Source organism: Nocardia sp. NPDC052566 (genome assembly GCF_044547285.1).
Classification (GTDB): domain Bacteria; phylum Actinomycetota; class Actinomycetes; order Mycobacteriales; family Mycobacteriaceae; genus Nocardia.
In genome coordinates, this window is record NZ_JBIUAF010000008.1 from 360801 (window position 1) to 384195 (window position 23395).

Below are 23395 nucleotides of genomic sequence, written 5' to 3' on the forward strand. Positions count from 1 at the left end.
AAGCAACGCCCCCGCACACCAGGGGTGCGCGGGGGCGTTGTGAATCGTGCTGTGCCGCATTGGCGGCGCTCCCGGGGCCCTGCGTGGTTACGCAGGCTGCCGCCTCCGGGCCCGTCGCTCGCGCCGCAGGGGTCAGGCCTTCTTGGGCGCGGCCTTCTTCGCGGGCGCCTTCTTGGCAGGTGCCTTCTTGGCGGCGGGAGCGGGCGCGACCTCGCCGTCCGTGGCGGGCTCGGTCTCGGTGGTGACCTCGACGACCTCGGCCTCGACGACCGGCTCGGCGACGACCTCGTCCTCGACCTTCGCCGGACGGCCGAGCAGACCGCTCACCCGATCGGCCGCGTCCTTGTACAGGGTCTCGACGCGCTCGATCTGATCCTCGACCAGGTGGTTGGCGCGCAGCCGCTCGACGGTCTCCTCACCGCGGGTGGCGAGGTCCTCGTACAGGTCGAGCACCTGCTTGTAGTACTTGTCGGCGAGCGCGCGCAGCTCCTCGGGGGTGAACTTCTCGCGCAGCTCGGCGAGGTCCTCCGGCAGCTCCGAGGGCAGCCCGGACAGGCGGGCGCGCAGCGATTCGAACTGCGCCTGCACATCGGCGGGCACGTTGGCGAAGCGCTCGCGCGCCTCCTCGACCCGGGTGGTGCCGGTGCCCGTGCGCTCACGGACCTGGCTGACCACGTCGATCACGGCGGCATAGATGGCATCGCCCGCGCCGACGGTGGCGAGCAGTGGCTTGGTGACGGTGGGGTTCTTTTCGGTCATGGTTCTTGCGTCTCCTGGCGTGACGGAGTTTCGGTTGTGCGCGGAACGTCGCTGTCCCATTCATCCCCCCCTACCTCGCTTCCTCCGTTTTCCCGGCGAAACGATTCATAGATGTCCAGGAGCACCTGCTTCTGCCGTTCGGTGATCCCCGTATCGGCAAGCAGTGCGTCCCGGACCGGACTGTGCGGCCGCTGCTCGAGATAGCCAGCCCGGACGTACAACACCTCCGAGGACACCCGCAGCGCCTTGGCGATCTGCGCGAGTACTTCGGCGGAGGGATTGCGCAATCCACGCTCGATCTGACTGAGGTACGGATTGCTCACCCCCGCCAGGGTGGCGAGTTGACGCAGCGAAACTTGCGCGGCTTCCCGCTGCGCCCTGATGAAACCTCCGATGTCGTGCGCCGCACTTGCGACGCGACCCCCTCGTTCGCCGGCGCCGGCGGATTGCTCCTCCGAACGTCCGGTGTACTCGGCGGAAACCTCGGGCTGGTCTGCCATCACTCACCTTCTGGCGGTTGTACGTGTCCAATTCTAGGGCAGGGTGCTAACTATTGCAAGCAGTCTGCTAGCACCCCCTGGGCAAACATTCAGCGGTCTATCGTTCAGCCACCGAACATCAGATGGGAAATGGTGTAAATCGCCAGGCCCGCGAGCGAACCGACCACGGTGCCGTTGATGCGAATGAATTGCAGATCACGCCCGACCTGCAATTCGATCTTCTTACTCGCTTCCTCGGCATCCCACTTGGCAACCGTATCGGTGACCAGCGTGGTGATCTCCTGTGCGTAGTTCCCCACCAGATACCGCGTGCCACGATCGATCCAACCGTCGACCTTGGCCCGCATCTCGTCGTCGTCGCGCAGCCGCTCGCCGAGCTGCTGCACGTTCTCGGCCACCTTACGGCGCAGCGTGCTGTTGGGGTCGTCGGCCGATTCCAGGATCAGCCGTTTGGCCGCGCGCCAGGTCGCCTCGGCCATTCCGGTGATTTCCTCGCGGCCCATGATCTGCGCCTTGATCCGCTCGGCCTTTTTGATCATCGCGTCGTCGTGCTGCAGATCGTCGGCGAATTCCTCGAGGAACTTGTTGGCGGCGAGCCGCACTTCGTGTTCGGGATTCGAGCGCACCTTCCAGGTGAACTCGACCAGCTCCCGATAGATCTTTTCGGCGAGCAGCACGTTGACGAATTTCGGCGCCCACTGCGGCGCGTCGCGCATGACGATCCGGTCGATCGTCTCCTGGCTGCCGAGCGCCCACTGGTGCGCGCGCTCGGCGAGCATGTCCAGCAGCACCAGCTGCCGGTTGTCCGCGAGAAGTTCGGCGAGCACCCGGCCGATCGGCGGGCCCCACAGCGGTTCGGCGATCCGCTTGACGATGGTGTTGTCGATGATCTGCTCGACATCCTCGTCGCGCAGCACGCCGACCACCGCGCGCAGAATCGTGGAACTCTCCTCGGCCACCCTGGCCGCGTGCCCGGGATCGGCCATCCAGCGCCCGACCCGCCAGGAGATCTGCGCCGAGCTCACCTTCGCCGAAACCACGTCGGGCGCAAGGAAGTTCGTGCCGACGAAGCTGCCGAGGCTGGCGCCGAGCTGGTCCTTCTTCTTCCGGATGATCGCGGTGTGCGGGATGGGCAGGCCGAGCGGGTGGCGGAACAGCGCGGTCACCGCGAACCAGTCGGCGAGCGCGCCGACCATGCCCGCCTCCGACGCGGCGCGCACATAACCGACCCACTCACCACCCGAGCCGCGCGACTCCATCCAGCGGCAGAACAGGTAGATCACCGTCGCCAGTGCCAGCAGCCCGGTGGCCAGCGCCTTCATCCGCACCAGGTCGCGTTTCTTGCCGGTCTCGTCGACGAACGCGGCGAAACCGAGCGGTGCGGGCGAAGCGGCAGTGGCTCGCTCTTCCAGCACCGCTGTGCTTGATTGGCGGCGCTCCCGGGGCCCTACGTGGTCACGCTCCGCTGCCGCCTCCGGGCCCGTCGTTCGCGCCGCAGTGTTGCCGGGGGATTTCTCCATACCCCCATTCTGCTGTGTTCGGCCGCGCGACCGGGGAGCCAGCGCGCCCGATTGTGTGGAACCTGTCGCATCGGGGTCCAAACGCGCGTATCGGGGGTTGCCTGGACCTAAGCTGGGGGCCACACGAAATACCACTTCGAACGAGGGAGCCTGCGCTGTCCACCGAAGACCTTGTCGACATCGGCGAACGCGCCGATCGTCCGTCGGCGGTGCGCGGCGGCCGGATGGACGGCCGCAAGCGCCGGTGGCGTCAGCACAAGATCGACCGCCGCGAGGAATTGGTCGACGGCACCCTTGCCGCGATCCGCACCAGGGGCAGCAGCGCGGGCATGGACGAGATCGCCGCCGAGATCGGCGTCTCCAAAACCGTGCTCTACCGCTACTTCTCCGATAAGAACGACCTGGTCCACGCGACCATGCAGCGGTTCATCGAAACCACGCTGATGCCGAGGGTGTACGAGGCGATCAGCCTGGACGCCGACGAATACCAGCTGGTGCGCTCGGCGCTGGCCGCCTACGTCGGCACGGTGGACGACGATCCCGAGGTCTACCGATTCATCATGGGCAACGGCTCGGCGGACCAGTCCTCGCTCGCCGAATTCGAAAAGCTGTTCGCCGAGGTGGTTTCCGCGGTCATCACCGACCGGGCGGGCGCGCGCGGCATCCAGACCGACGGCGCGCTGCTCTGGTCGTATGTGCTGGTCGGCGGCATCCAGTTGGCCACGCACTGGTGGACGACGAGCAAGACCATGTCGCGCGACGAGGTCCTGGATTACCTGACCATGATGGCGTGGAGCGCGATCGAGGGCATGGCGCGGGCGAACGGTTCGCGCGAGGTGTTCAACGCGCAGCCGCACGTGCTGCCTACTCCCGGGTCAGATAACGCCAACTGATCAATCGCCCGACTTCCGGGCCATACCGGCTGCTAGCTGGGGCGCTTGCTATAGCGCTAGCTGAAGAGCGACGGGCGGGCTCGACTTTGCCGCAACGTTGGCTACTCTGAACCCCGAGCGGCGCGCCGAGTGGTGTGTGTCACCGCCTTCGCGGGGTCGATAGCGGCCCGCGCGGAGGCGCGCACCGCTCCGACCGCTGGTACCAACGGAGGTTCCTCGATGGCGAAGCAAGTGCCGACGTCTCGGCTTGCTCGCGGCACCAAACTGGGTGCCGTCGCTGCTAGCTCGGTGCTGCGGACGCAGCGCGCCCGGCTGTCCATGCGCGGGCGGTCCGAGGCGGTGCGCGCCAAGATGGCCGAGGAGTCGATGATCCGCACCACCGAGCAGGTGGTCATGGTCCTCGGGACCATGAAGGGCGTAGCCATGAAGCTCGGCCAGATGATGTCGGTGCTCGATCTGGATCTGGTGCCCGCCGAACACCGCGAACGCTTCCAGAAGCGGCTCGCCGTGCTGCGCGACTCGGCGCCCTCGGTGTCGTTCGAAGCGATGCGCCAGGTGATCGAGGACGATTTCGGCAGGCCGCTGCACGAGGTGTTCGCCGACTTCGAGCCGGAACCCGTCGCCGCGGCCTCGATCGGCCAGGTGTACCGGGCGCGGCTGCACGACGGCCGCCAGGTCGCGGTGAAGGTGCAGTACCCGGGCATCGACGCGGCCGTGCGCGCGGACCTGAAGAACCTCAACATGTTCCGGCGGGTGCTGCAGTCGGCGATGCCGTGGGTGACCCCCGCGGTGCTCGACGAGCTGCGGCTGAACATGGAAGGCGAACTCGACTACCAGGCCGAGGCGGCGACCCAGCTGCAGATCGCCGAGCTCTACGCCGGGCATCCGTTCATCGTGGTTCCGCGTTCGCTACCCGAGCTCAGCACGACCCGCGTGCTGGTCAGCGAGTACATCGCGGGCCGTGGCTTCAACGAGATCCGCGGGCTCTCGCAGGAGGAGCGCAATCGGGTCGGCGAGATCATCTACCGGTTCTATGTCGGTTCGCTGTTCACCTTCAACGAGTTCTGCGGCGACCCGCATCCCGGCAATGTGCTGCTCGCCGACGACGGCCGCGTCGGCTTCCTCGACTTCGGGCTGTTCAACCGGATGGATCCCGACCACGTGCGGTTCGAGGCGATCTGCCTGCGCGCCGCGGCCGAGGATCGCGCGGAAGACCTGCGGCAGTTGATGATCGAGCGCGGGGTGATCGACTCCCCCGAGGAAATCGGCGCCGAGGAATGCCTGGAGTACGTGCTCGCGGCGTCGGAGTGGTGCCTGGTCGACGAGGAACTGACCATCACCCCCGAGCTGGCCAGCGGCGCGTTCCTGCTCGCGGTCGACCCGAGGGCCAGCGAATTCGCCGGGATGAAGCAGCAGAATCTGCCGCCGGAGCACCTGTTCTCGCGCCGCGCCGATTTCCTCACCTTCGGCATGCTCGGCCAGCTCGAGGTGACCGCGAACTGGCATCTGATCGCGCGCGAATGGCTCTACGACGAGCCGCCGGTCACCGAGCTCGGCGAGGTCCATCACCGGTGGCTCGCCGAAAATCCGCCGCCTGCGCCGAAACCGCGCGGGCGGGCGAAAAAAACGAGTCGGGCCAAGAAGACGACGCGGGCGCGCGACACTGAGCCCGACGCCTGAACGACACTCTCGGGAACGGAAAAGACCATGGCAGACACTCGCGAATTCGATATCGCCCTATTCGGTGCGACCGGCTTCGTCGGCAAACTCACCGCACTGTATTTGGCGGGCGCGGCGCCCGATACCGCGCGGATCGCGCTGGCCGGTCGGTCGCTGGACAAATTGACCGCTGTCCGTGCGGAATTGGGTCCGGCGGCGGCGAATTGGGAACTGGTGGTTGCCGATTCCACCGACCAGCCCTCGATCGATGCGCTGGCGGCGCGGACCAAGGTCGTGGTGACCACCGTCGGCCCGTACCTGCGCTACGGCATGCCGCTGGTCGCGGCGTGCGCCAAGGCGGGCACCCACTACGCCGACCTCACCGGTGAGCCGCTGTTCATCAGGGACGCCATCGACCGGTATCACGAGCAGGCCGTCGAGACCGGCGCGAAGATCGTGAATTCCTGTGGCTACGACTCGATTCCGTCGGATCTGAGCGTGTACCTGCTGTACAAGCGCTCGGTCGAGGACAACACCGGCGAGCTGGAGGACACCACGCTGATCGCCTCGATGAAGGGCGGCGCCAGCGGCGGCACCATCGACTCGGGGCGCGCGATGATGGAGGCCATCGCGGCCGATTCCACCAAGGCTTCGGTACTCGCGCACCCGTATTCGCTGAGCCCGGACAAGACGATGGATCCCGACGTCGGCCGCCAGACCGATCAGGCGCTGATGCGCGCCAGCGCGATTCACCCCGGCCTGGACGGCTGGGTCGCCACCTTCATCATGGGCGCGCACAACACCAAGATCGTGCGCCGGAGCAATGGGCTGCTCGGCTGGGTGTACGGCAAGAACTTCCGCTACCGCGAGGTGATGAGCGCGGGCAAGTCACCGGCCGCGCCGCTGGTCGCCGCGGGCATCGCGGGCGGCATCGTGGCGACGATGGCCGCGGGCGCGGTGCTCTCCCGCGTCTCGGCGGGCCGCAAACTGCTGGACCGGGTGCTGCCCAAGCCGGGCACCGGCCCGGACGAGAAGTCGCGCAACAGTGGCTGGTTCACCATGAAGACCTACGCGCACACCACCTCCGGCGCGAAGTACGTGGCAACCTTCTCCGGCAAGGGCGATCCCGGCTACCAGGCGACCGCGGTACTGCTCGGCGAGAGCGGGCTGTGCCTTGCCTTCGATACCGGCAAGCAGCCCGAACTGGCAGGCATCCTCACCCCGGCGGCAGCCATGGGCGATGCGCTCACCGAGCGCCTGCGTGCCGCGGGCATGACCATCGAGGTCGATCGCGCCTGACACCGGCGGCACGCACGCCGCCGGGTACGACTCCCCAACGACGAGGAGCCCCAATGGAATTGATCGCGCGACTACCCAGCGGCGGCGGGTGGCGGGTACCGACGGCCGAGGCGAGCCGATGAACATCGCCAGGCGCACGATGAACGCGCCCGCGCTGGCCGCGGTGTACGAGCGGGCATGGCGGCCTGCGCTGTTCTATCTGGCCAGCGGGCGCACCACCGCGGCGGACCGGCGCGACGCGGTGCGCACGCTGCGGCTCGGCGGCGCGCAGCGGGTGCTCGATATCGCCTGCGGGCCCGGCAATTTCACGCGATACCTGAGCAATTCGCTCTCGGGTGACGGGTACGCGGTCGGGCTGGACTACTCCGCGCCGATGCTCGCCAGGGCGGTCGCCGACAACGCGGGGCCGCGCGTCGGCTACCTGCGCGGCGACGCGCGGCACCTGCCGTTCGCCGACGGGAGTTTCGACGCGGTGTGCTGTTTCGGCGCGCTGTACCTGATCCCGGATCCGATCGCGGCCACCCGCGAGATGATCCGGGTGCTCGCGCCCGGCGGGCGCATCGCGATCACCACCAGTCACCGCGCGGACACCCCGTTCGGCTACGCCAGCCGCGTCGTCGGCGGCTGGAGCGGGCTGCGGGTCTTCGACAACGACACCTTCCCCCGGCTGTTCGCCGAGGCCGGGCTCGTCGACATCGACCAGCAGGTGCACCGTGTGCTCCAGTACCTGAGCGCCACCCGCCCCGCCTGACGAACCGGTTGCCGCGGGCGCGGGTTGCCGAACGGTAGCCTGCGGACATGGGAACGCCGAGTTCGTTCGTCGCCGATCTGAATGACACGTTCTGGAGCTGGCTGCTGATTCCGCTGGTGATCGCGGCCGGACTGTACTTCACCCTGCGCACGAAAGTGGTGCAGCTGCGGCTGCTCCCGGAGATGTTCCGGGTGGTTGCCGAGAAGAATCCGCCGGATCCGGACGGCACCAAACCGGTGTCGGCGTTCGCGGCGTTCAGCATCTCGGCGGCGGCGCGGGTCGGCACCGGCAATATCGCGGGCGTGGCGACCGCACTCACCCTCGGCGGGCCCGGCTCGGTGTTCTGGATGTGGGCGATGGCCACCGTCGGCGCCGCCTCGGCATTCGTGGAATCGACGCTGGCCCAGCTGTACAAGACGCGCGGCGACGAGCCGGGCACCTTCCGCGGCGGGCCCGCCTACTACATGGAGCGCGGGTTGCGGCGGCGCTGGCAGGGCGCGCTGTTCGCGGTGGTGATCACGGTGACGTTCGGCTTCGTATTCAATGCGGTGCAGGCGAATACGATCGTCAGCACCGGCCGCACCTCGTTCTCGGCGCTGCGCGGTTCCTGGTTCGAGCCGGTGCTCGGGCTGGCGCTGGTGCTGCTGCTCGGCGTGATCATCTTCGGCGGCGTGCACCGCATCGCGCATGTCACCGAGGTGCTGGTGCCCGCGATGGCGATCCTCTACATCCTGCTCGGCATCACGGTGGTGCTGTGCAATATCGGCGATCTGCCCAGGGTGCTCGCCGATATCGTCGGCGGCGCCTTCGGATTCCGCGAGGTCGCGGGCGGAACCGTCGGCGCTGCCATCCAGCACGGCATCCGCCGCGGCATGTTCTCCAACGAGGCCGGCCTCGGCTCCTCACCGAATGCCGGTGCGGCGGCACAGGTTTCGCATCCGGTGAAGCAGGGCCTGGTGCAGGCACTCGGCGTCTTCTTCGACACCATGCTGATCTGTTCGATCACCGCGTTCATCATTCTGACCACCGATCCCGATCTGTCCGAACGCCGCGGCGCCGATCTCACGCAGACCGCACTGCAGACCACGCTCGGCGCCTGGGCGGGGCACGTGCTCACCGCGGTGGTGTTCATGCTGGCGTTCAGCTCGATGATCGGCAACTACTACTACGGCCAGGCCAATATCGAATTCCTCACCGGCCGCCGCTCGGTGCTGCATTCGTTCCGAATCCTGGTGCTGCTCGCCGTCTTCGGCGGCGCGCTCGGTTCGGTCGGCCTCATCTGGAACCTCGCCGACGTCGCCATGGGCGTGATGGCCCTGGTAAACCTGAGTGCCATCATCCCGCTCGGCGTGATCGCCTTCCGCCTGCTCGACGACTACCAGCGCCAGCGCCGCGCGGGCGGCAATCCCGTGTACCGGCACCGGCCCGAGATCGCCGACCCGCGCGGGGTCGAATGCTGGGAATCGGCGACCGCCCGCGTATAGCGGTTGCTCAGTCGGGGTCGTCCGGTGGCGGCGTGGTGGTGAGCGCCAGCATCTTGTGCAGCATCGTCGGATGCAGGACGAATTCGAAATCGCCGTCCGCACCCTCGAAGACGAACGTCAGGTAGTCGTCGCGGTGCTGCGGCGCGCGGCGCACCGCGCAGTGCTCCCCGACGACCACCCAGCTTCCGATGGTCAACTGATCGAACATCGCACCTCCCACCCTCTGGACTATGCCGACCTCGCTACGGGGACTATTCCAGTAACGACGGCGGGTGTCAACGGGGAAAACTGGCTACGACCTGGCGGAATACTCCTGCTGGAGCATCCAGCTGTCGGGCGGGAACACCACCTCGTCGAACTCGAGTACGGCGCCGCTCGCATCGTGCAGGGTCAATTCGTACACCAGGACGGCGGCCGGTTCGGCGAGTCCGAGATGTTCACGCTCCTCGGCGGTGGCCAGCCGCGCGCACACCCGGTCGCGGGCATGCGCGACCCGGTGATCGGTGGCCGATTCGAGATAGCCGATGGGCCCGCCGGTCAGCCGGTCGGCGGCGAGCAGTCGCGGCGCGGTCGCGGCGAAGCTGGCGGGAAACCACGACGTGGCCAGCTCGTGCGAGCTGGATTCGTTGGTGGCCAATCGCTTTCGGCGAATCGCCGCATTGCCCGGCGGCAGCCGCAGCACCTCGGCGACGTAGCCGGGCGGTTCGCTGACGCCGACGTCGAGCATCGTCACCGACGCGTTCTCGGCATAGGCCGAACCGTAACGCTGTGCGCGCCTGTACTTTTCGCGCGCCAACGGAGTGATACTCCGATCGACGACGTAGGTGCCCGACCCGCGGCGGGATTCGACGACTCCCTGCTGCCGCAACAGATTCAGCGCCTTGGCCGCGGTCGGCCGCGCGACCTTCCAACTCGCGGCCAGCTCGCGCTCGGAGGGCACCTCCGCGCCCGCCGCGAGTTCACCCCGCTCGATCTGGTTGCGCAGATACCCGGATATCTGCAGATATTTCGGGACCACTTCTTCGATTTCGGGCACAGGACGCCTTCCGCCGCGGACACCGCCGAATACCCGGGGCAGTGTAACAACGTCCCAGCGTGGGCCTCATCGGGCCACACCGGCCCCTACTCGACGGTAGAGTGCCGGACCATTAGGGCGGTACCGCGAGGACCGAACACAAGGGGGCCTGTCCAGATGACCGTGCCGGAGACCGGGCAGACGAAAGCGCGCGAGCTGTACGCGGCCGCCACCGCGACCGACGGCGACGAGCCGTTCCGGCTGTCCGAGGACGTCGCGGACAAGCTCGCGACCGCCTGCGACAAACTCGTCGACGATCTGCAGAAGGCAAGGCGGACAGGACATCTCGCCACCGAGGTGCGCGGATTTCCCGACCTGCCCACCGGGAACGACCTCGCCGCGGGTTTCGCGGGCAAGGGCAGGCAGCTGCTGGACACCGTGACCGCCTTCCAGCAGACCGCCCTGCTCTACAAGGCCGCCTACCTGGCCGCGGGCCGCAGATTCGCCGACGCCGAGGCCGCGAACAAGGCCGCGTTCGATCTGATCGCGAACACGCAATGGCCGACCCCGCGCTGAGAGCGGCCGCCGACAGCATCCGGTCGGCGCTCGCCGAGAACACCGAATCGGGCAGTGGCGGAACCGATCCCGTATACGCAACAGAGCGCGAACACTTCGACGGCTACACCCATCAGGAGATCTGGGACCGGGTGCACGAGGTCATCGACCCCGAAGCGCTCGGCCGGGCGGCGGATGCGTGGCGGGCCGGCGCGGACGCGATCGGCGAGGCGTTCCAAGCCTTTTCCGATGCGGCCGACCACGAATTCGCCCGCTGGTCCGGCCGCGCCGCCGACGCCGCGCGGCAGGCGACACGCGAATTCGTCGACGCGGGCGGCGCCGCACACGACGTATGCCGCGCGGTACAGCGGCTGATGGAGTTGAATCGCGATGCCGCACAAGCAATTCGGGCAGCCATTCCGCCGCCGGGGCAGTACCGCCCAGCGGACGATCCGGTCGTCGAGACGGTACTCGGCGGGCAACGCAGGATGGATCACGACAGCGCGGCGGCCGCGGCGCAGGCCGATGCGCAGGACACCATGACCTACGTCTACACCCCGACCATGCCCGCCTCCGGCGACCGGGTCCCCCGATTCACGCCCCGCACAACCGATCCCGCGGGCGGCCGATCGTGAAGTGGGTACTCACCCCGGACGAGTTCACCCACGTCTGGGCCAACGAAACGAATCTCGACCGCAGGCCCTACCCGGTCAACCTGGCGCCCTCCGGCACGGTGCGCACCGAAACCGAGTACGCCGCACTGCGTTTGGACCAGCGCTTCGGCAAACAGGCGGATCCGGATCTGGCCGCGGCGCTGATGCTGTGCGCGCGAACCGACGCGACGACCGTCACCGTCTCCGGCAGCCGCGCCCGCCCCGCGCGCAACGGCTCCGGTCCGGCCGACGAGCAGATCCTGGTCTTCGCCGCCGCGGTGCACCATCACGCGGGCATTCTGGTCGCCGCGCCGGACAAGGTGACGGTGCTCATGTGCCATGTGCGCGGCCTCGGCGAGCAGCTGGTGCAGATCATCGGCTCCGCGCGGGCCGGGCGCCTCGGCCCGATGCGCGAACCGCAGGACGCGGTGCTCAGCCCGGATCGCACCGAACCGTTCGTCACCAATGGTTATCGCGGCGCCGCCCGATTCCGGCAGACGCTGCGAAAACCCGTGGACGGCCGTGGCTTCATCACGGTCACCGTGGCGCCGGACAACCCGATGTCGCCGCCGACCAGGCACCGCAGCTGGCTCGATGTCACCGGCGACGGCCGCTATCTGCTCACCACCTCGCACGACCTGATCCTCACCCCGGTCTCCGACGAGGATTTCGCCGCCCAGCTCCTGCGCTTGGCGCAGCTCTAGCCGAGACGCGAACTCAACCCGCTCAGCGCGAGTCTTACGAGCGCCGTTCGCGCCGCGCCGCAGGCGCGGCCATCAAACACTGTGGTAGTCCTGGTAGATGGCGAAACATTGGTCGCGTCCTGCCACCGAGGCGCTGCAGGCCGACGGGCTGCGGATCACCGATCTCGATACCTCGGCGACGCCCGGTTTCAAGGGCGACAAGAAAGCGGGTAAGGAACTGCTGGCCGAGCGCACGCAGGTGCTGTCGGATCTGCAGGAGAAGCTCTACGCCAACGGCCGTTCCGGCGATTCGCGCAGCGTGCTGCTCGTGCTGCAGGGCATGGACACCGCGGGCAAGGGCGGCATCGTCCGGCACGTGATCGGCTCGGTGGATCCGCAGGGCGTCGACCACGCCGCGTTCGGCGTGCCGACCGAGGAGGAGAAGCGCCACCACTATCTGTGGCGCATCCGCAAGCAGCTGCCGCGCGGCGGGCAGCTCGGTGTGTTCGACCGGTCGCACTACGAGGACGTGCTCGTGGTCCGCGTGCACGAGCTCGTTCCCCAGAAGGAGTGGGAACCGCGCTACGACGAGATCAACGCCTTCGAGCGGGAACTGGTGGACGAGGGCACCACGCTGATCAAGGTCGCCATGTTCGTCTCGCTCGACGAGCAGAAGCGCCGCCTGCGCGAGCGCCTGGAACGCCCGGACAAGTATTGGAAGTTCAACCCGGGCGATATCGATGAGCGCGCCTATTGGCCCGCTTATCAGGAGGCCTACCAGGCGATGCTCGACCGCACCTCGACCAAGTACGCGCCCTGGTATGTGCTCCCGTCGGACAACAAGTGGTTCTCCCGGCTGGCCATCACCGAACTGCTCGTCGACGCACTGGAGACGCTCCAGCTCGATTGGCCGCCCGCCAAATTCGACGTGACCGAGCAGCTGCGCAGGCTCGACACCGCCTGAGCGGATCGAGTGGGTGCCCGAAATTTCGGAATCTCTCAGGTTCGGCCAGCATGATGTGGCCGTGGCCGATCACGCCATGGGTCCCTAGTCGGAATTACCATCGTGGCGGCATGGATACCGGCAGGCGAGCGAAAGGCGTGGTGAACGCACGGTGAGCAAGAATCCGGGACGGAAGAAGGATCCGCTGGCGGGGTTGAACAACTCCGACCGCAACCGCAAGATCCTGATCCAGGTACTAGTGGCCGCCGTGCTGGTCGGCCTGGTCGCCGCGATCGGTATCGGCATCGCGGTGAAGAAGGCGCGTAAGGACGCGCCGGGCGCCACCCCGTCCATCGCGGCCAGTTCGGACCCCGCGGGTATTCAGGGCTCCATCACCGACAACGGGGCCATCCGCATCGGTAAGCCCAATGCGAAGGTCACCGTCCGCGTCGTCGCCGACCTGCAGTGCCCCGCGTGCAAGGGCTTCGAATCGGCCAATGCGCAGGTGCTGGAGGACGCGGTGAACAACGGCACCGCCGCCGTCGAATACAACGTGATCGCCTTCCTCGACCGCATGTCGACCACCCAGTACTCCACCCGCGCGTCGAATGCCTCGTACTGCGTGGCCGAGGCGGATCCGACCAAGTACGCCAAGTGGCTCGCGTCGATGTTCGCCCAGCAGCCGCCGGAGGGCGGCGCGGGCCTGACCGACGAGAAGATGGTCGAGATCGCCAAGGCGGCGGGCTATCCGGATTCGGTGGGCTCGTGCATCACCGACGGTAAGTACAACAAGTACATCGCGGCCAAGACCCAGGACGCGCTGAACAGCGGCATCAAGTCGACGCCATCGGTCTTCGTGAACGGCAAGCAGATCGAGTCGAGCCAGGAGATCTTCGGACCCGGCGGCCTCGCACCCGTGATCGCCGCCGCCGCGGCCCAGTGACCGTCACCGCCGCCCCGCCCAGGGCCGCATGGGTGCTGCTGCTCTGCGGCGCGGCCGGTTGGCTCGCCGCGATCGCCCTGACGATCGAGCGCTTCAAACTGCTCACCGATCCCGGCTACACGCCCTCGTGCAGCATCAACCCGATCCTGTCCTGCGGTTCGGTGATGATCACGAAACAGGCTGCCGCCTTCGGCTTTCCGAACCCGATCATCGGCGTCGTCGGCTTCTCCGTCGTGGTCACCCTCGGTGTGCTCGCGGTGGCCGGTGTCGGTCTGCCGCGCTGGATCTGGGGCGGGCTGTGGTTGGGCACGCTGCTCGGCGTGATCTTCATCGGCTGGCTGATCTTCCAGAGCCTGTACCGGATCAACGCGCTGTGCCCGTACTGCATGGTGGTCTGGGCCATCATCACCCCGCTGCTCGCGGTGGTGACCGATCAGCTGTGGGGCAATTCGCGCGGTCCGCTGCGGATACTCGCCGAGTGGCGCTGGACCATCGTCGCGCTGTTCTACGCGGTGGTGCTGCTGCTGGTGTTCCTGCGGTTCCAGGACTACTGGCTGTCGCTGGTCTAGTGCCGCGCTAGTTCGGGGCGCCGAGTGCGAGCACCACCGAAACGATCCGCTGCGCACCGCCCGCTCCGGTGACGCCGAGCCGGACGGTCTCGTCCGGCTTGCGCACGTTGATGGCGGCGCGCAGCGCGCGTGCGGTGGTGATGGCCCTGCCGTCCACCGAGGTGATCACCTCGCCGTCGAGCAGTCCTGCGCTGTGCGCGGGCAGGCCGTAGATCGCCACGTCGATGCGGGCGCCGCTCGGCTTGGCATCGGAGATCAGCACGCCGAGCGTCGCGGTCGGCCCGATGTGCACGTCGTCGGTCGGTGTCCCCGAGCGGATCTGACGCACCACCCGCATGGCCGTATCCATCGGCACCGCATAGCCATTGGGCGCACGGCCGACCTCGCGGGCCGGCTCGCCCGATGCCGCGGTGATCACGCCGACCACCGCGCCGTCCCGGTCGGCGAGCGCGCCGCCGGACTGTCCCGAGGTCACCGGCGCCGCGATCTCCAGCATGCCGGTGAGCGATTTGCGGGTCAGGTCGGCGGAATTCAGCGCGACGATGGTGCTGTTCAGATCGGTGATGGTGCCCGCGATCGCCGTCGGGGTGCCGCCGGTGCCGCCCGCGTTGCCGATCGCCATCACCTCGTCGTGCAGCCGCAGGCCCGCCGAACTGCCGATGTGCGCGGTCACCAGATCCACCGCACCCGCCAGCTCGAGCAGCGCGATATCGGCGGTCGAGTCGTAGCCGAGCACGGTGGCCGGATAGACCTGGCCGTTGCCGACATCGGTGACCGAGACGGTGTCGGCGCCCTTCACCACGTGATGGCTGGTGAGCACCTGCCCGCCCGCGGTGAGCACGATGCCCGAGCCGGCCGCGCCCAGGCCGAACGGCTTGGTGGAGGCGCTGATGTGCACCAGCGCCGGTTCCACGACGGCGGTGACGAGCGCCGGATCCAGCGGCGGCGCGGCGGCCAGCGTCACCGGCGTCTCTGGTGCGCCGCCGCCGAACGGCGGCCAGCCGGGTAGCTCGCCGCGGTAGCCGAGGAAGGCGGCGCCGCCCAGCAGCGCGGCGACAATGGCGATCAGCGCGCGCCTGCCACCGCCTCTACGGTCGTCCATGGCTCTCCCGCTCCGCTCAGGTGTACGAATTCCATTGTGGCCGGAGATCTTCACCGTAGATCGGAAAACCGCACCGCGACGCGGTCACCAGGTTTCGCTGTAGGTCGCCAGATATTGCCGATCGATGGCGTTGAGCACGGTGTGGAACGCGAAATCGGTGCCGAATTCGCCCCATCGCTCGATCGTCGCGCCGAGTACCGGCAGCCCGGTGCTGAAGGTTGTGGTCCAGACGACCTCGGTGCCCTCGGGCACCGGCCGCAGGCGCACGGATCCGCCGTGGTGACGGAAGCCGACGGGGCTCGTCTTGTGCAGCAGGTAGTCCCAGCGCAACGGCCGCTCGAAGGCGACGACCTCCTCCTCCATCCAGACCAGCGGAGCCAGCCGCACCCGGCGCAGCGAGCCGACGCCGTAGCGCTCCCGCGCGCCGTCGCGTAGCTGGTCGACACCCCAGATGCCGGGCAGCGTGGCCAGGCGCGACGAGTCGGCGATCGCCTCGAAGACGTAATCGGCCGGTGCGGCGAGTGCCTGTCGGACAACCAGCGTGCGCAAACGCGGAACCTCCGTATCGAGTGGGTTGCTCGAGGATCAGGAAAGCAGGTTATTCGCGTCGCTGTTGGCAACCGCGCTGATGCGGCGGTAGGCATGTACGCATGAGTACTGTTGCTGCCGCCTACGCCATCTCCGCGCCCGACGGTTCGTTCGAGAAGGTGACCATCGAGCGCCGCGACCTCGGCCCGAACGATGTGCTGATCGACATCAAATACGTGGGCATCTGTCATTCCGACATCCACACCGCGCGCAACGAGTGGAAGGGCACCAGCTACCCGTGCGTGCCGGGTCACGAGATCGCGGGCCTGGTCGCCGCGGTCGGGTCGGCCGTCACCAAGTATCAGGTCGGCGACCGGGTCGGCGTCGGCTGCATGGTCGGCTCCTGCGGCGTCTGCGCGCCATGCCTCGCCGACGAGGAGCAGTACTGCGAGCGCGGCACCGTCTGGACCTACAACAATCCGACCGATCCCGCGCTGCAGGCGGGCGGCTACACCATGGGCGGCTACTCCACCGCGGTGGTGGTGACCGAGAACTTCGTCGTTTCCATTCCGGAGGGCATCGGCCTCGACGTCGCCGCGCCGCTGCTGTGCGCGGGCGTCACGCTGTACTCGCCGCTGCGGCACTGGCAGGCCGGGCCGGGTAAGAAGGTCGCGATCATCGGGATGGGTGGGCTCGGCCACGTCGGCGTGAAGATCGCCGCGGCGATGGGCGCGGAGGTCACCGTGCTCAGCCAGTCGCTGCGCAAGCGCGACGACGGACTGCGCCTGGGCGCCACCCACTATTACGCGACCGGCGACCGGCAGACCTTCAAGGATCTGCGCGGCCGGTTCGATCTCATCCTCAACACCGTCTCGGCGGATCTGCCGATCGATCACTACCTCAAGCTGCTCGCCCTCGACGGCACCCTGGTGATCCTCGGTCTGCCGGAGAACCCGATGGCCGTCACCGGGCGCAACCTCGCGGCCTACCGTCGCTCGCTGGCCGGCTCGATGATCGGCGGCATCGCGCAGACCCAGGAGATGCTGAACTTCTGCGCCGAGCACGGCATCGGCGCGGAGATCGAACTCATCTCCGCCGACGAGATCGACTCCGCCTACGACCGGGTCATGGCCAGCGACGTGCAGTACCGCTTCGTCATCGACACCTCGACGATGTAGCGGCCCGCCGCCGCGGTGGTGAATTGGCGGCGCTCCCGGGCCCTGCGTGGTTACGCTGCGCTACCGCCTCCGGGCCTGACGCTCGCGCCGCAGTGTTGAATTGGCGGCGCTCCCGGGCCCTGCGTGGTTACGCTGCGCTACCGCCTCCGGGCCTGACGCTCGCGCCGCAGTGTTGAATTGGCGGCGCTCCCGGGCCCTGCGTGGTTACGCTGCGCTACCGCCTCCGGGCCTGACGCTCGCGCCGCAGTGTCGTGGCGCGAATCGGCCGCCGCCTCGGTACGTTTGGCGATGTGGCTGCCGAAGATGACGACACGAAGCCCACCGATGCCGCGGCGGCGACCGATGACACAGCAGCGACCGGCGACGCGGTGGTGACCGCCGAGGTCTCCGCCGGGCCGCCGCCGTGGCTGTTGCGCGCGTTCCTGCTCGCCGCCGCGACGGTGGCCGGGCTGGTCGGCGGGTTCTGGGTGCTGATGCGGCTGCAGGGCCTGCTGACCGTGCTGCTGGTTTCGCTGTTCCTCGCCTTCGCCATCGAACCCGCGGTGAACTGGCTGGCCAGGCGTGGCATGCGGCGCGGCCCGGCGACCGGCCTGGTCTTCCTGGCGCTGACGGTGGTGATCGTCGCGTTCATCTGGACGCTCGGCGCACTGCTCGTCGATCAGGTCACCACCCTGATCGACAACGCGCCCGCCACCGCGGATCAGGCCGTCGACTGGTTCAACCGCACCTTCAAGACGCATCTGGCCGGCACCGATATCGAGAAGTACGCGAAGAACTGGAGCTCGCACCTCGACGGCGTGGCCGACAATGTCTGGGGCACCGCGACCGCGACGGTCGGCGCGGTGTTCCAGGGCCTCGGCGTGCTGCTGTTCACCTACTATTTCGCGGCCGACGGCCCGCGCTTCCGCAATGCCGTCTGCTCGGTGCTGCCGCCGCGCAGTCAGCGACATGTGCTGCGCGCCTGGGATATCGCCGTGGACAAGACCGGCGGCTACATCTATTCACGCGGCCTACTCGCGCTGGCCTCGACCATCGCCCACTATGTCGCGCTGCGGATCATCGACGTGCCATCGGCTTTCGCGCTCGCGCTCTGGGTCGGCGTTGTCTCGCAGTTCATTCCGACGGTCGGCACGTATCTCGCCGGTGCGCTGCCGGTGCTCGTCGCGCTGGTGCACAGCCCGACCGACGCACTGTGGGTGCTGGGCTTCATCCTCGTCTACCAGCAGTTCGAAAACTATGTCCTGCAACCGAGGATCACCGCGACCACGCTGGATATGCATCCGGCCGTCGCGTTCGGCGCCGTACTGGCGGGCGCGGCCCTGCTCGGCGCAACCGGTGCGCTGCTCGCCATTCCGGTCACCGCCACCGTCCAGGCCTTCTCCAGCGCCTACATCCGCCGCTACGAGGTGACGGCGGATGCGGAGTCCACGCCCGCCGATCCGCCCAAGCGAAAGCGGAAATGGACACGGCAGTTGACGATTCGGCTCACCAGAGCACGGAAACCGCCCGCCGAGTAGGCATTACGCGACACGCACGTCCCGCAGCGCCTCGACGAGCGCGAGGGTCACCTTGCCCATCTGGCCGCGGCTGTGTTCGGCGGTGTCGTATTCGACCTGGATGGTGAGCTCGCCACCGACGGTGAAGACGGTCAGCTTGGGCGGCATTCCCGGACCCATCGCGAAGATGTCGTCGCGCACGGCCGTCACGCCCTCGGGCATGGGGTGCGCGGGCATCCTGCCGATATTGGAGATGGCCATGGTCGGCTGGGCGGCGAAGATCGCGGCGGTCAGCTCGTCCCGAACCCGTTGTGCGGCAAGCAGGAACACGCTCGCCTCGTGCCGATCCAGCGCGGCCCGCACGCCCGCCGCGGCCAGCAGGCCGAGCTCGATCGGGTTCGCGTCCTCGCCGACCTCGGCCGGGGTGCCGATACCGGAAGCGCAGTTCAGCATGGTGGATTCCGATAGGCGCGGCACCAGCTCGTAGCGCACGTCCACTGCATGGCCCGCCAACATCGGCAGCGGTCCGGTGACCGGTTCGAGCTGTGCGCGCCATGCCGCGAGCGCGGCGCCGGTGAGCAGGCTGTTGACCGAAAGCCCGTGCGCGCGTGCGGTGGCGACCAGACCGACTGTCTCCTGCTCGGTCAACTCGATGCGCTCCATGCCGAACCGGCCGAGCGGATCGCGGCCGGCGCCGTCGCCGTCCCTGGGGAGCGCGCGCGGGGCAGCTGCCGGATCCATCGCCAGCGCACCGGTACGCACCAGCTCGAGAAACTCCTCGACCTCCGCGTCCGAGGTCACCGCGGCCAGCTGCACATCCACCGCCTCCGGCAGTCGCTGATCCGAATTCGACAGCGGCAGCGGCGCTCCCGCGAGGTGGCCGGTGTAGCGCCGCCACAACTCGTCGAGTAGCGCGAAGGCGGAACGGCCGTCGGCGATGCCGTGGTGGATCACCAGCACGATCCGGTCGTATCCGCCGCCGCGCAGCAGCCGCGCGTGGAATAGGCCATCGCGCCAATTCTGGTGGGAATTCACCAGTTTCATATATTCGGCCGTGCCGCCCTCCCCGATGTGGAGGGCGGGCTCGTATGCATCGTCGCGCTGGAACCACAGCGCGCCGTCGGCGTCGGTCAGCACCCGGCTGCGCAGCAGCGGATGTCCGGCAGCCAGCTCACCGAGCACTCGGCGCAGGATCTCGGCATCGATCGTGCCGCGCACGGTGGTGCCGATGTAGAGCGGCATACCGGCGGTCGGCACGCTCCCCAGCTTGGTGGCGGTGCCGAAGAAGGTGGTCTCGAAGGGGGAAAGAAGGCGTTGCGTGGTCATGACCCCGACCATACACACGTTTCAAACATTTGTAACAGACGAATGTTTGAAACCTATGTCACAAACAGACGTATGCCCGACTGCTACGCTGCGCTACGTGGGAACCCGAGAAGATCTGCTCGCCGCGGCCAAGCAATGCCTGGCCGAGCGCGGTTACGCCCGCACCACCGTGCGTGACATCGTCGCCGCCTCCGGCACCAACCTGGCGGCCATCAACTACCACTTCGGCACCCGCGACAAGCTGCTCAACCAGGCGATGCTCGAATCGACGGCGGCCGCGGTGCAGCAGATACTCGACTCACTGCCCAGTGACGACGCCGGACCCCCGGCCGCGCGACTGGAGACGTTCTGGCGCAAGCTGATCGAGTCGTTCGGCACCGACCGCGCACTGTGGGTGGCCAATGCCGAGAGCCTGGCGCAGGCGATGCACTCCCCCGAGATGCGCGCCGAGATGGGTGGCGCGCAACAGCAGGCGCGCGACGGGCTTTCGGCGATGTTCGGCGATCCCGACAACCAGGTCGGCGCCGTGCTGCAGACGCTGATCGGCGGGCTGCTCATCCAGTGGATCGTCGACCCCGAGCGCGCACCGGCCCCCGAGGATCTCACCGCGGGCCTGCGCGCGCTCACCGGCCTGGTCGCACCGGAGTAACCCGCACTTCAATCATGCAGTGCCGCAACGCCGAACATCAGCGCGGCGCCGGCAAGCGTGTAGACCAGCACCGCGCGCGACGGCTTGCCCGCGTGCGCCTCGGGCAGGATGTCCGAGGTCGCCAGGTACAGCAGGAAACCGGCGAAATAGCCGAGGTAGAGCCCGGCCAGATCCGGCGGCACCCGGATCACCGTGCCGAGCACCGCGCCGAGCACCGGCGCGAGCGCGTCCAGGCCGAGTACGATCAGCGCCCGCTTGCGCGCGTTGCCGTACAGCGTGGGAATGGTGAAAGCGTTGAAACCGTCGGCGAAGTCGTGGCTGATCACCGCGATCGCCACCGCGATGCCCACCGAGGAGCCCGCCTGGAAGCCGATCCCGATGCCGAAACCGTCGAGCATGCTGTGGAATACCAGCCCGGCCGCCGCGAGCAGGCCGACCGATTCCAATCCGTGTGTGTGCGTGCCGTATTCGCCCTCGTGCCCGCGGTGGATCGCGACCTCGCGCTCGAGGATGTGGATGGTGAAGAACCCGACCACCGTGGCGAGCAGCGCCACCGGCACGCCGCACACCGGCGGCGGTGACTGCTCCAGCGCCTCCGGCAGCAGATCGAAGAACACCACCCCGAGCATCACGCCGGCGGCCAGCCCGAGCACCAGCCGCCGGTGATCGCCGACCCGCAGCGCGACCCAGCCGCCGACCAGCGTCGAACACATCGAGACCAGCGCGAGCAATATGGCCATGGGTGTGGGATTTTCGCAGGTCTGCGCGTACATACCCGCACCGGAGCCCTCGGTTCGGCGTGTCGCCGCCCTCGGTCGGCCGACGGCCACGCGCCGACCGCTGTTCGCCCCGCGCACGCCGAACTACCGGCGTATCGTTTTTCGACGATTCAGCATCGAGAAAGGTGTTGGCGCAGGTGCGGTTACAGCCGGGATCGGTGTTCGCGGGGTACACCATCGAGCGACCGCTCGGTGCGGGCGGTATGGGCGTGGTGTATCTGGCGCGGCATCCTCGATTACGGCGGATGGTCGCGCTGAAGGTGCTCAACGACGCGCTCGCGGCCGAACCCGGTGTGCGCGCCCGCTTCGACCGCGAGGCCGAGCTGGCCTCGCGGCTCGATCATCCCAATGTCGTCCCCGTCTACGACCGCAGCGATCCCGGTGACGACGCGCTGTGGCTATCGATGAAGTTCGTCGACGGCGGCGATGCGACGGCGCTGCTCGCCCGCGCGGGCGGCAGGCTGCCCGCCGCGCAGGCGGTGCGCCTGATCACCGATGCCGCACGGGCTTTGGACTACGCGCACCGCAACGACGTGCTCCATCGCGATATCAAACCGGCCAACCTGCTGATCGAACACGGCGGGCAGGACATCGAGCGCGCGCTGCTCACCGATTTCGGTATCGCGCGCACGCTCGACGACACCGTCACGCTGTCCGGTATCACCGCGACGCTCGCCTACACGGCACCGGAGCGGTTCCGCGGTGAACCGGCTGACCACCGCGCCGATATCTACTCGCTCGGCTGCACCCTCTACCAACTCCTCACCGGCCGAACACCCTTCCCGCGCGCCGATCAGGCCGCCGTCGTCGGCGCGCACCTGACGGCGCCGCCGCCGCGCCCGAGCGATACCGAGCCGGGACTGCCGACCCGGCTCGACGACGTGATCGCCGCGGCAATGGCCAAGTCACCCGAGCAGCGGCCGCAGACCTGCGCGGCCCTCGCCGCCGCGGCCGCCGGTGTGCTCGCCGACGCCGCCAGGGAAACCTTTGTCCACCACCCCGTTCCGCCGATGCCATCGCCGTCGCGGACACCGCCGCCGACCAGCGATCCCTCGTTGCGTATCCCGCGTCATCGAGCGAGCTGGGTGCGACGCTCCACCATCCCCGTGACGACGCTGACCGAGCAGGGATCCGGCTGGGCACTCGAATTCAGTCCGGACGGACAGCTACTCGCCGCGGTCGGCCCCGACAACACCGTCGAGCTGTGGCACGTACCGGGCCGCCGCCAGGTCATGACGCTGCGCGGCCATCAGGACCCGGTGGCCGCGCTGGCATTCAGCCCGGACGGCGCCCAACTGGCCACCGGCAGCTGGGATCACACCGCGCAACTCTGGGACCTGCGCAGCGGCCGGTCGTTGAAAACCTTTACCGGCCACACTGATTGGGTACAGGCGGTGGCGTTCAGCCCCGACGGAACGCTGCTGGCCACCGGGAGCAGCGACCGCACCACACGACTCTGGAACGTGCGCACGGGCACGCAGGTCGCGCGCCCCCGATGGGCGGCGCGGATCCGGTGCACGCCATCGCGTTCAGCCGGGACCACGCGGTACTCGCCAGCGGCGGTGTCGGTTTCAGCATCGGACTCTGGCACGTCCCCACGGGGAGATCGGCGGGCAAGCTCACCGGGCTGCACAGCTACGTGAGCGCGATGGATTTCAACCCCAACGGGACGCTGCTGGCCTCCGTCCACTGGGACCACAGCGTCTGGGTGTGGGATGTGCGCACCCGCACGCGCGAGGGCAAACCCTTTGCCGGGCACACCGACTGGGTGCGTTCGGCGGCGTTCTACCTCGACGGCAGCCTGCTCGCCACCGGCGGCGACGACCAGACCGTCCTGCTGTGGGATATGACGACCCACGAACCGGCGCGCCCGCCGCTGACCGGCCATCAGGACTCCGTCCGCGCGGTCGCGTTCAGTCCGGACGGCGCGCTGCTCGCCACCGGCAGCGACGCCGTGCGCCTGTGGAGTGTCGCGTGATCCACGGGTTCTCGGCGGGCACCGGCTCAACGCCGAATTCGCCGAGCCGCTGTGCCTCGTCGTACATCCGCGCCACCCAACAAAAGGCCGCCTTCACCGGAATGCGAAGGCGGCCTTCAGTTTTCGAGTTGCG

General features: G+C 68.3%; 25 protein-coding genes. 16 read left to right on the forward strand and 9 right to left on the reverse strand.

Annotated elements, in window-relative coordinates; all coding sequences use genetic code 11:
- Positions 1 to 132: 132 nt before the first annotated feature.
- The 3 genes from ACIG5A_RS40030 to ACIG5A_RS40040 all read right to left on the reverse strand — a co-directional run bounded on the left by ACIG5A_RS40030 (position 133) and on the right by ACIG5A_RS40040 (position 2779).
- A complete protein-coding gene (locus ACIG5A_RS40030; RefSeq protein ID WP_397250059.1) occupies positions 133 to 759 on the reverse strand; it encodes a heparin-binding hemagglutinin in 627 nt (208 codons plus the stop codon).
- Positions 756 to 1259, reverse strand: coding sequence for a helix-turn-helix domain-containing protein (locus tag ACIG5A_RS40035; RefSeq protein WP_397250061.1), 504 nt, complete (start codon positions 1257 to 1259; stop codon positions 756 to 758). The genes ACIG5A_RS40030 and ACIG5A_RS40035 overlap by 4 nt, the downstream gene beginning before the upstream one ends.
- Positions 1260 to 1363: 104 nt before the next feature.
- Positions 1364 to 2779, reverse strand: coding sequence for a DUF445 domain-containing protein (locus tag ACIG5A_RS40040; RefSeq protein ID WP_397250063.1), 1416 nt, complete (start codon positions 2777 to 2779; stop codon positions 1364 to 1366).
- 224 nt (positions 2780 to 3003) lie between these two features.
- On the opposite strand from ACIG5A_RS40040, the gene ACIG5A_RS40045 reads away from it, so the two are divergent.
- The 5 genes from ACIG5A_RS40045 to ACIG5A_RS40065 all read left to right on the forward strand — a co-directional run bounded on the left by ACIG5A_RS40045 (position 3004) and on the right by ACIG5A_RS40065 (position 8865).
- The gene (locus ACIG5A_RS40045; protein ID WP_397250065.1) at positions 3004 to 3672 is read left to right on the forward strand and encodes a TetR/AcrR family transcriptional regulator; all 669 of its coding nucleotides are present in this window, start codon (positions 3004 to 3006) and stop codon (positions 3670 to 3672) included.
- 219 nt (positions 3673 to 3891) lie between these two features.
- Positions 3892 to 5352 carry an ABC1 kinase family protein gene (locus tag ACIG5A_RS40050; protein ID WP_397250067.1) on the forward strand — a complete coding sequence of 487 codons (1461 nt, stop codon included), beginning with the start codon at positions 3892 to 3894 and terminating at the stop codon, positions 5350 to 5352.
- Positions 5353 to 5379: 27 nt separating this feature from the next.
- Positions 5380 to 6630 (forward strand): saccharopine dehydrogenase family protein, encoded by a 1251-nt coding sequence (locus ACIG5A_RS40055; RefSeq protein ID WP_397250069.1) that lies wholly within the window; start codon positions 5380 to 5382, stop codon positions 6628 to 6630.
- 118 nt (positions 6631 to 6748) lie between these two features.
- Entirely contained in the window at positions 6749 to 7381 is a 633-nt protein-coding gene (locus ACIG5A_RS40060; protein WP_397250071.1) for a class I SAM-dependent methyltransferase, read from the forward strand.
- A 47-nt stretch (positions 7382 to 7428) separates the two neighbouring features.
- On the forward strand, positions 7429 to 8865 hold the full coding sequence (locus tag ACIG5A_RS40065; protein WP_397250073.1) for an alanine/glycine:cation symporter family protein: 1437 nt from the start codon (positions 7429 to 7431) through the stop codon (positions 8863 to 8865).
- 7 nt (positions 8866 to 8872) lie between these two features.
- Here the strand turns inward: ACIG5A_RS40065 and ACIG5A_RS40070 are convergent, their stop codons facing one another.
- The gene (locus ACIG5A_RS40070; protein ID WP_397250075.1) at positions 8873 to 9073 is read right to left on the reverse strand and encodes a hypothetical protein; all 201 of its coding nucleotides are present in this window, start codon (positions 9071 to 9073) and stop codon (positions 8873 to 8875) included.
- Positions 9074 to 9157: 84 nt separating this feature from the next.
- A complete protein-coding gene (locus tag ACIG5A_RS40075) occupies positions 9158 to 9901 on the reverse strand; it encodes a GntR family transcriptional regulator (RefSeq protein ID WP_397250077.1) in 744 nt (247 codons plus the stop codon).
- Between the two features lie 156 nt (positions 9902 to 10057).
- Between ACIG5A_RS40075 and ACIG5A_RS40080 the strand changes: the two genes are divergently transcribed.
- The 6 genes from ACIG5A_RS40080 to ACIG5A_RS40105 all read left to right on the forward strand — a co-directional run bounded on the left by ACIG5A_RS40080 (position 10058) and on the right by ACIG5A_RS40105 (position 14226).
- Positions 10058 to 10456 (forward strand): hypothetical protein, encoded by a 399-nt coding sequence (locus tag ACIG5A_RS40080; protein ID WP_397250079.1) that lies wholly within the window; start codon positions 10058 to 10060, stop codon positions 10454 to 10456.
- On the forward strand, positions 10438 to 11070 hold the full coding sequence (locus ACIG5A_RS40085; RefSeq protein WP_397250081.1) for a WXG100 family type VII secretion target: 633 nt from the start codon (positions 10438 to 10440) through the stop codon (positions 11068 to 11070). The genes ACIG5A_RS40080 and ACIG5A_RS40085 overlap by 19 nt, the downstream gene beginning before the upstream one ends.
- On the forward strand, positions 11067 to 11792 hold the full coding sequence (locus ACIG5A_RS40090) for an ESX secretion-associated protein EspG (protein WP_397250083.1): 726 nt from the start codon (positions 11067 to 11069) through the stop codon (positions 11790 to 11792). The genes ACIG5A_RS40085 and ACIG5A_RS40090 overlap by 4 nt, the downstream gene beginning before the upstream one ends.
- A gap of 97 nt (positions 11793 to 11889) precedes the next feature.
- Positions 11890 to 12735, forward strand: a complete 846-nt coding sequence (locus ACIG5A_RS40095; RefSeq protein WP_397250085.1) for a polyphosphate kinase 2 family protein — start codon at positions 11890 to 11892, stop codon at positions 12733 to 12735.
- Between the two features lie 151 nt (positions 12736 to 12886).
- Positions 12887 to 13657, forward strand: coding sequence for a DsbA family protein (locus tag ACIG5A_RS40100; RefSeq protein ID WP_397250087.1), 771 nt, complete (start codon positions 12887 to 12889; stop codon positions 13655 to 13657).
- Entirely contained in the window at positions 13654 to 14226 is a 573-nt protein-coding gene (locus ACIG5A_RS40105) for a vitamin K epoxide reductase family protein (protein ID WP_397250089.1), read from the forward strand. Before ACIG5A_RS40100 ends, ACIG5A_RS40105 begins: the two co-directional genes overlap by 4 nt.
- Positions 14227 to 14233: 7 nt before the next feature.
- On the opposite strand, the gene ACIG5A_RS40110 is transcribed toward ACIG5A_RS40105, so the two are convergent.
- Complete coding sequence (locus tag ACIG5A_RS40110) at positions 14234 to 15328, reverse strand: S1C family serine protease (protein WP_397250091.1); 1095 nt, start codon at positions 15326 to 15328, stop codon at positions 14234 to 14236.
- A gap of 84 nt (positions 15329 to 15412) precedes the next feature.
- The gene (locus ACIG5A_RS40115) at positions 15413 to 15877 is read right to left on the reverse strand and encodes an SRPBCC family protein (RefSeq protein ID WP_397250093.1); all 465 of its coding nucleotides are present in this window, start codon (positions 15875 to 15877) and stop codon (positions 15413 to 15415) included.
- Positions 15878 to 15978: 101 nt separating this feature from the next.
- Here ACIG5A_RS40115 and ACIG5A_RS40120 point away from each other — a divergent pair, with 101 nt between their 5' ends.
- Both ACIG5A_RS40120 and ACIG5A_RS40125 read left to right on the forward strand, forming a co-directional pair.
- Complete coding sequence (locus ACIG5A_RS40120; RefSeq protein WP_397250095.1) at positions 15979 to 17034, forward strand: NAD(P)-dependent alcohol dehydrogenase; 1056 nt, start codon at positions 15979 to 15981, stop codon at positions 17032 to 17034.
- A gap of 290 nt (positions 17035 to 17324) precedes the next feature.
- Complete coding sequence (locus ACIG5A_RS40125; protein WP_397250097.1) at positions 17325 to 18551, forward strand: AI-2E family transporter; 1227 nt, start codon at positions 17325 to 17327, stop codon at positions 18549 to 18551.
- A gap of 3 nt (positions 18552 to 18554) precedes the next feature.
- On the opposite strand, the gene ACIG5A_RS40130 is transcribed toward ACIG5A_RS40125, so the two are convergent.
- Positions 18555 to 19856 carry a hypothetical protein gene (locus tag ACIG5A_RS40130; protein ID WP_397250099.1) on the reverse strand — a complete coding sequence of 434 codons (1302 nt, stop codon included), beginning with the start codon at positions 19854 to 19856 and terminating at the stop codon, positions 18555 to 18557.
- Positions 19857 to 19953: 97 nt separating this feature from the next.
- Here ACIG5A_RS40130 and ACIG5A_RS40135 point away from each other — a divergent pair, with 97 nt between their 5' ends.
- On the forward strand, positions 19954 to 20505 hold the full coding sequence (locus ACIG5A_RS40135; RefSeq protein ID WP_397250101.1) for a TetR/AcrR family transcriptional regulator: 552 nt from the start codon (positions 19954 to 19956) through the stop codon (positions 20503 to 20505).
- 8 nt (positions 20506 to 20513) lie between these two features.
- Here ACIG5A_RS40135 and ACIG5A_RS40140 read toward each other — a convergent pair whose 3' ends face one another.
- Entirely contained in the window at positions 20514 to 21245 is a 732-nt protein-coding gene (locus ACIG5A_RS40140; protein ID WP_397250103.1) for a ZIP family metal transporter, read from the reverse strand.
- A 176-nt stretch (positions 21246 to 21421) separates the two neighbouring features.
- On the opposite strand from ACIG5A_RS40140, the gene ACIG5A_RS40145 reads away from it, so the two are divergent.
- Positions 21422 to 22927 (forward strand): WD40 repeat domain-containing serine/threonine protein kinase, encoded by a 1506-nt coding sequence (locus ACIG5A_RS40145; RefSeq protein WP_397250105.1) that lies wholly within the window; start codon positions 21422 to 21424, stop codon positions 22925 to 22927.
- A gap of 5 nt (positions 22928 to 22932) precedes the next feature.
- The gene (locus tag ACIG5A_RS40150; protein WP_397250107.1) at positions 22933 to 23262 is read left to right on the forward strand and encodes a WD40 repeat domain-containing protein; all 330 of its coding nucleotides are present in this window, start codon (positions 22933 to 22935) and stop codon (positions 23260 to 23262) included.
- Positions 23263 to 23395: the final 133 nt, after the last annotated feature.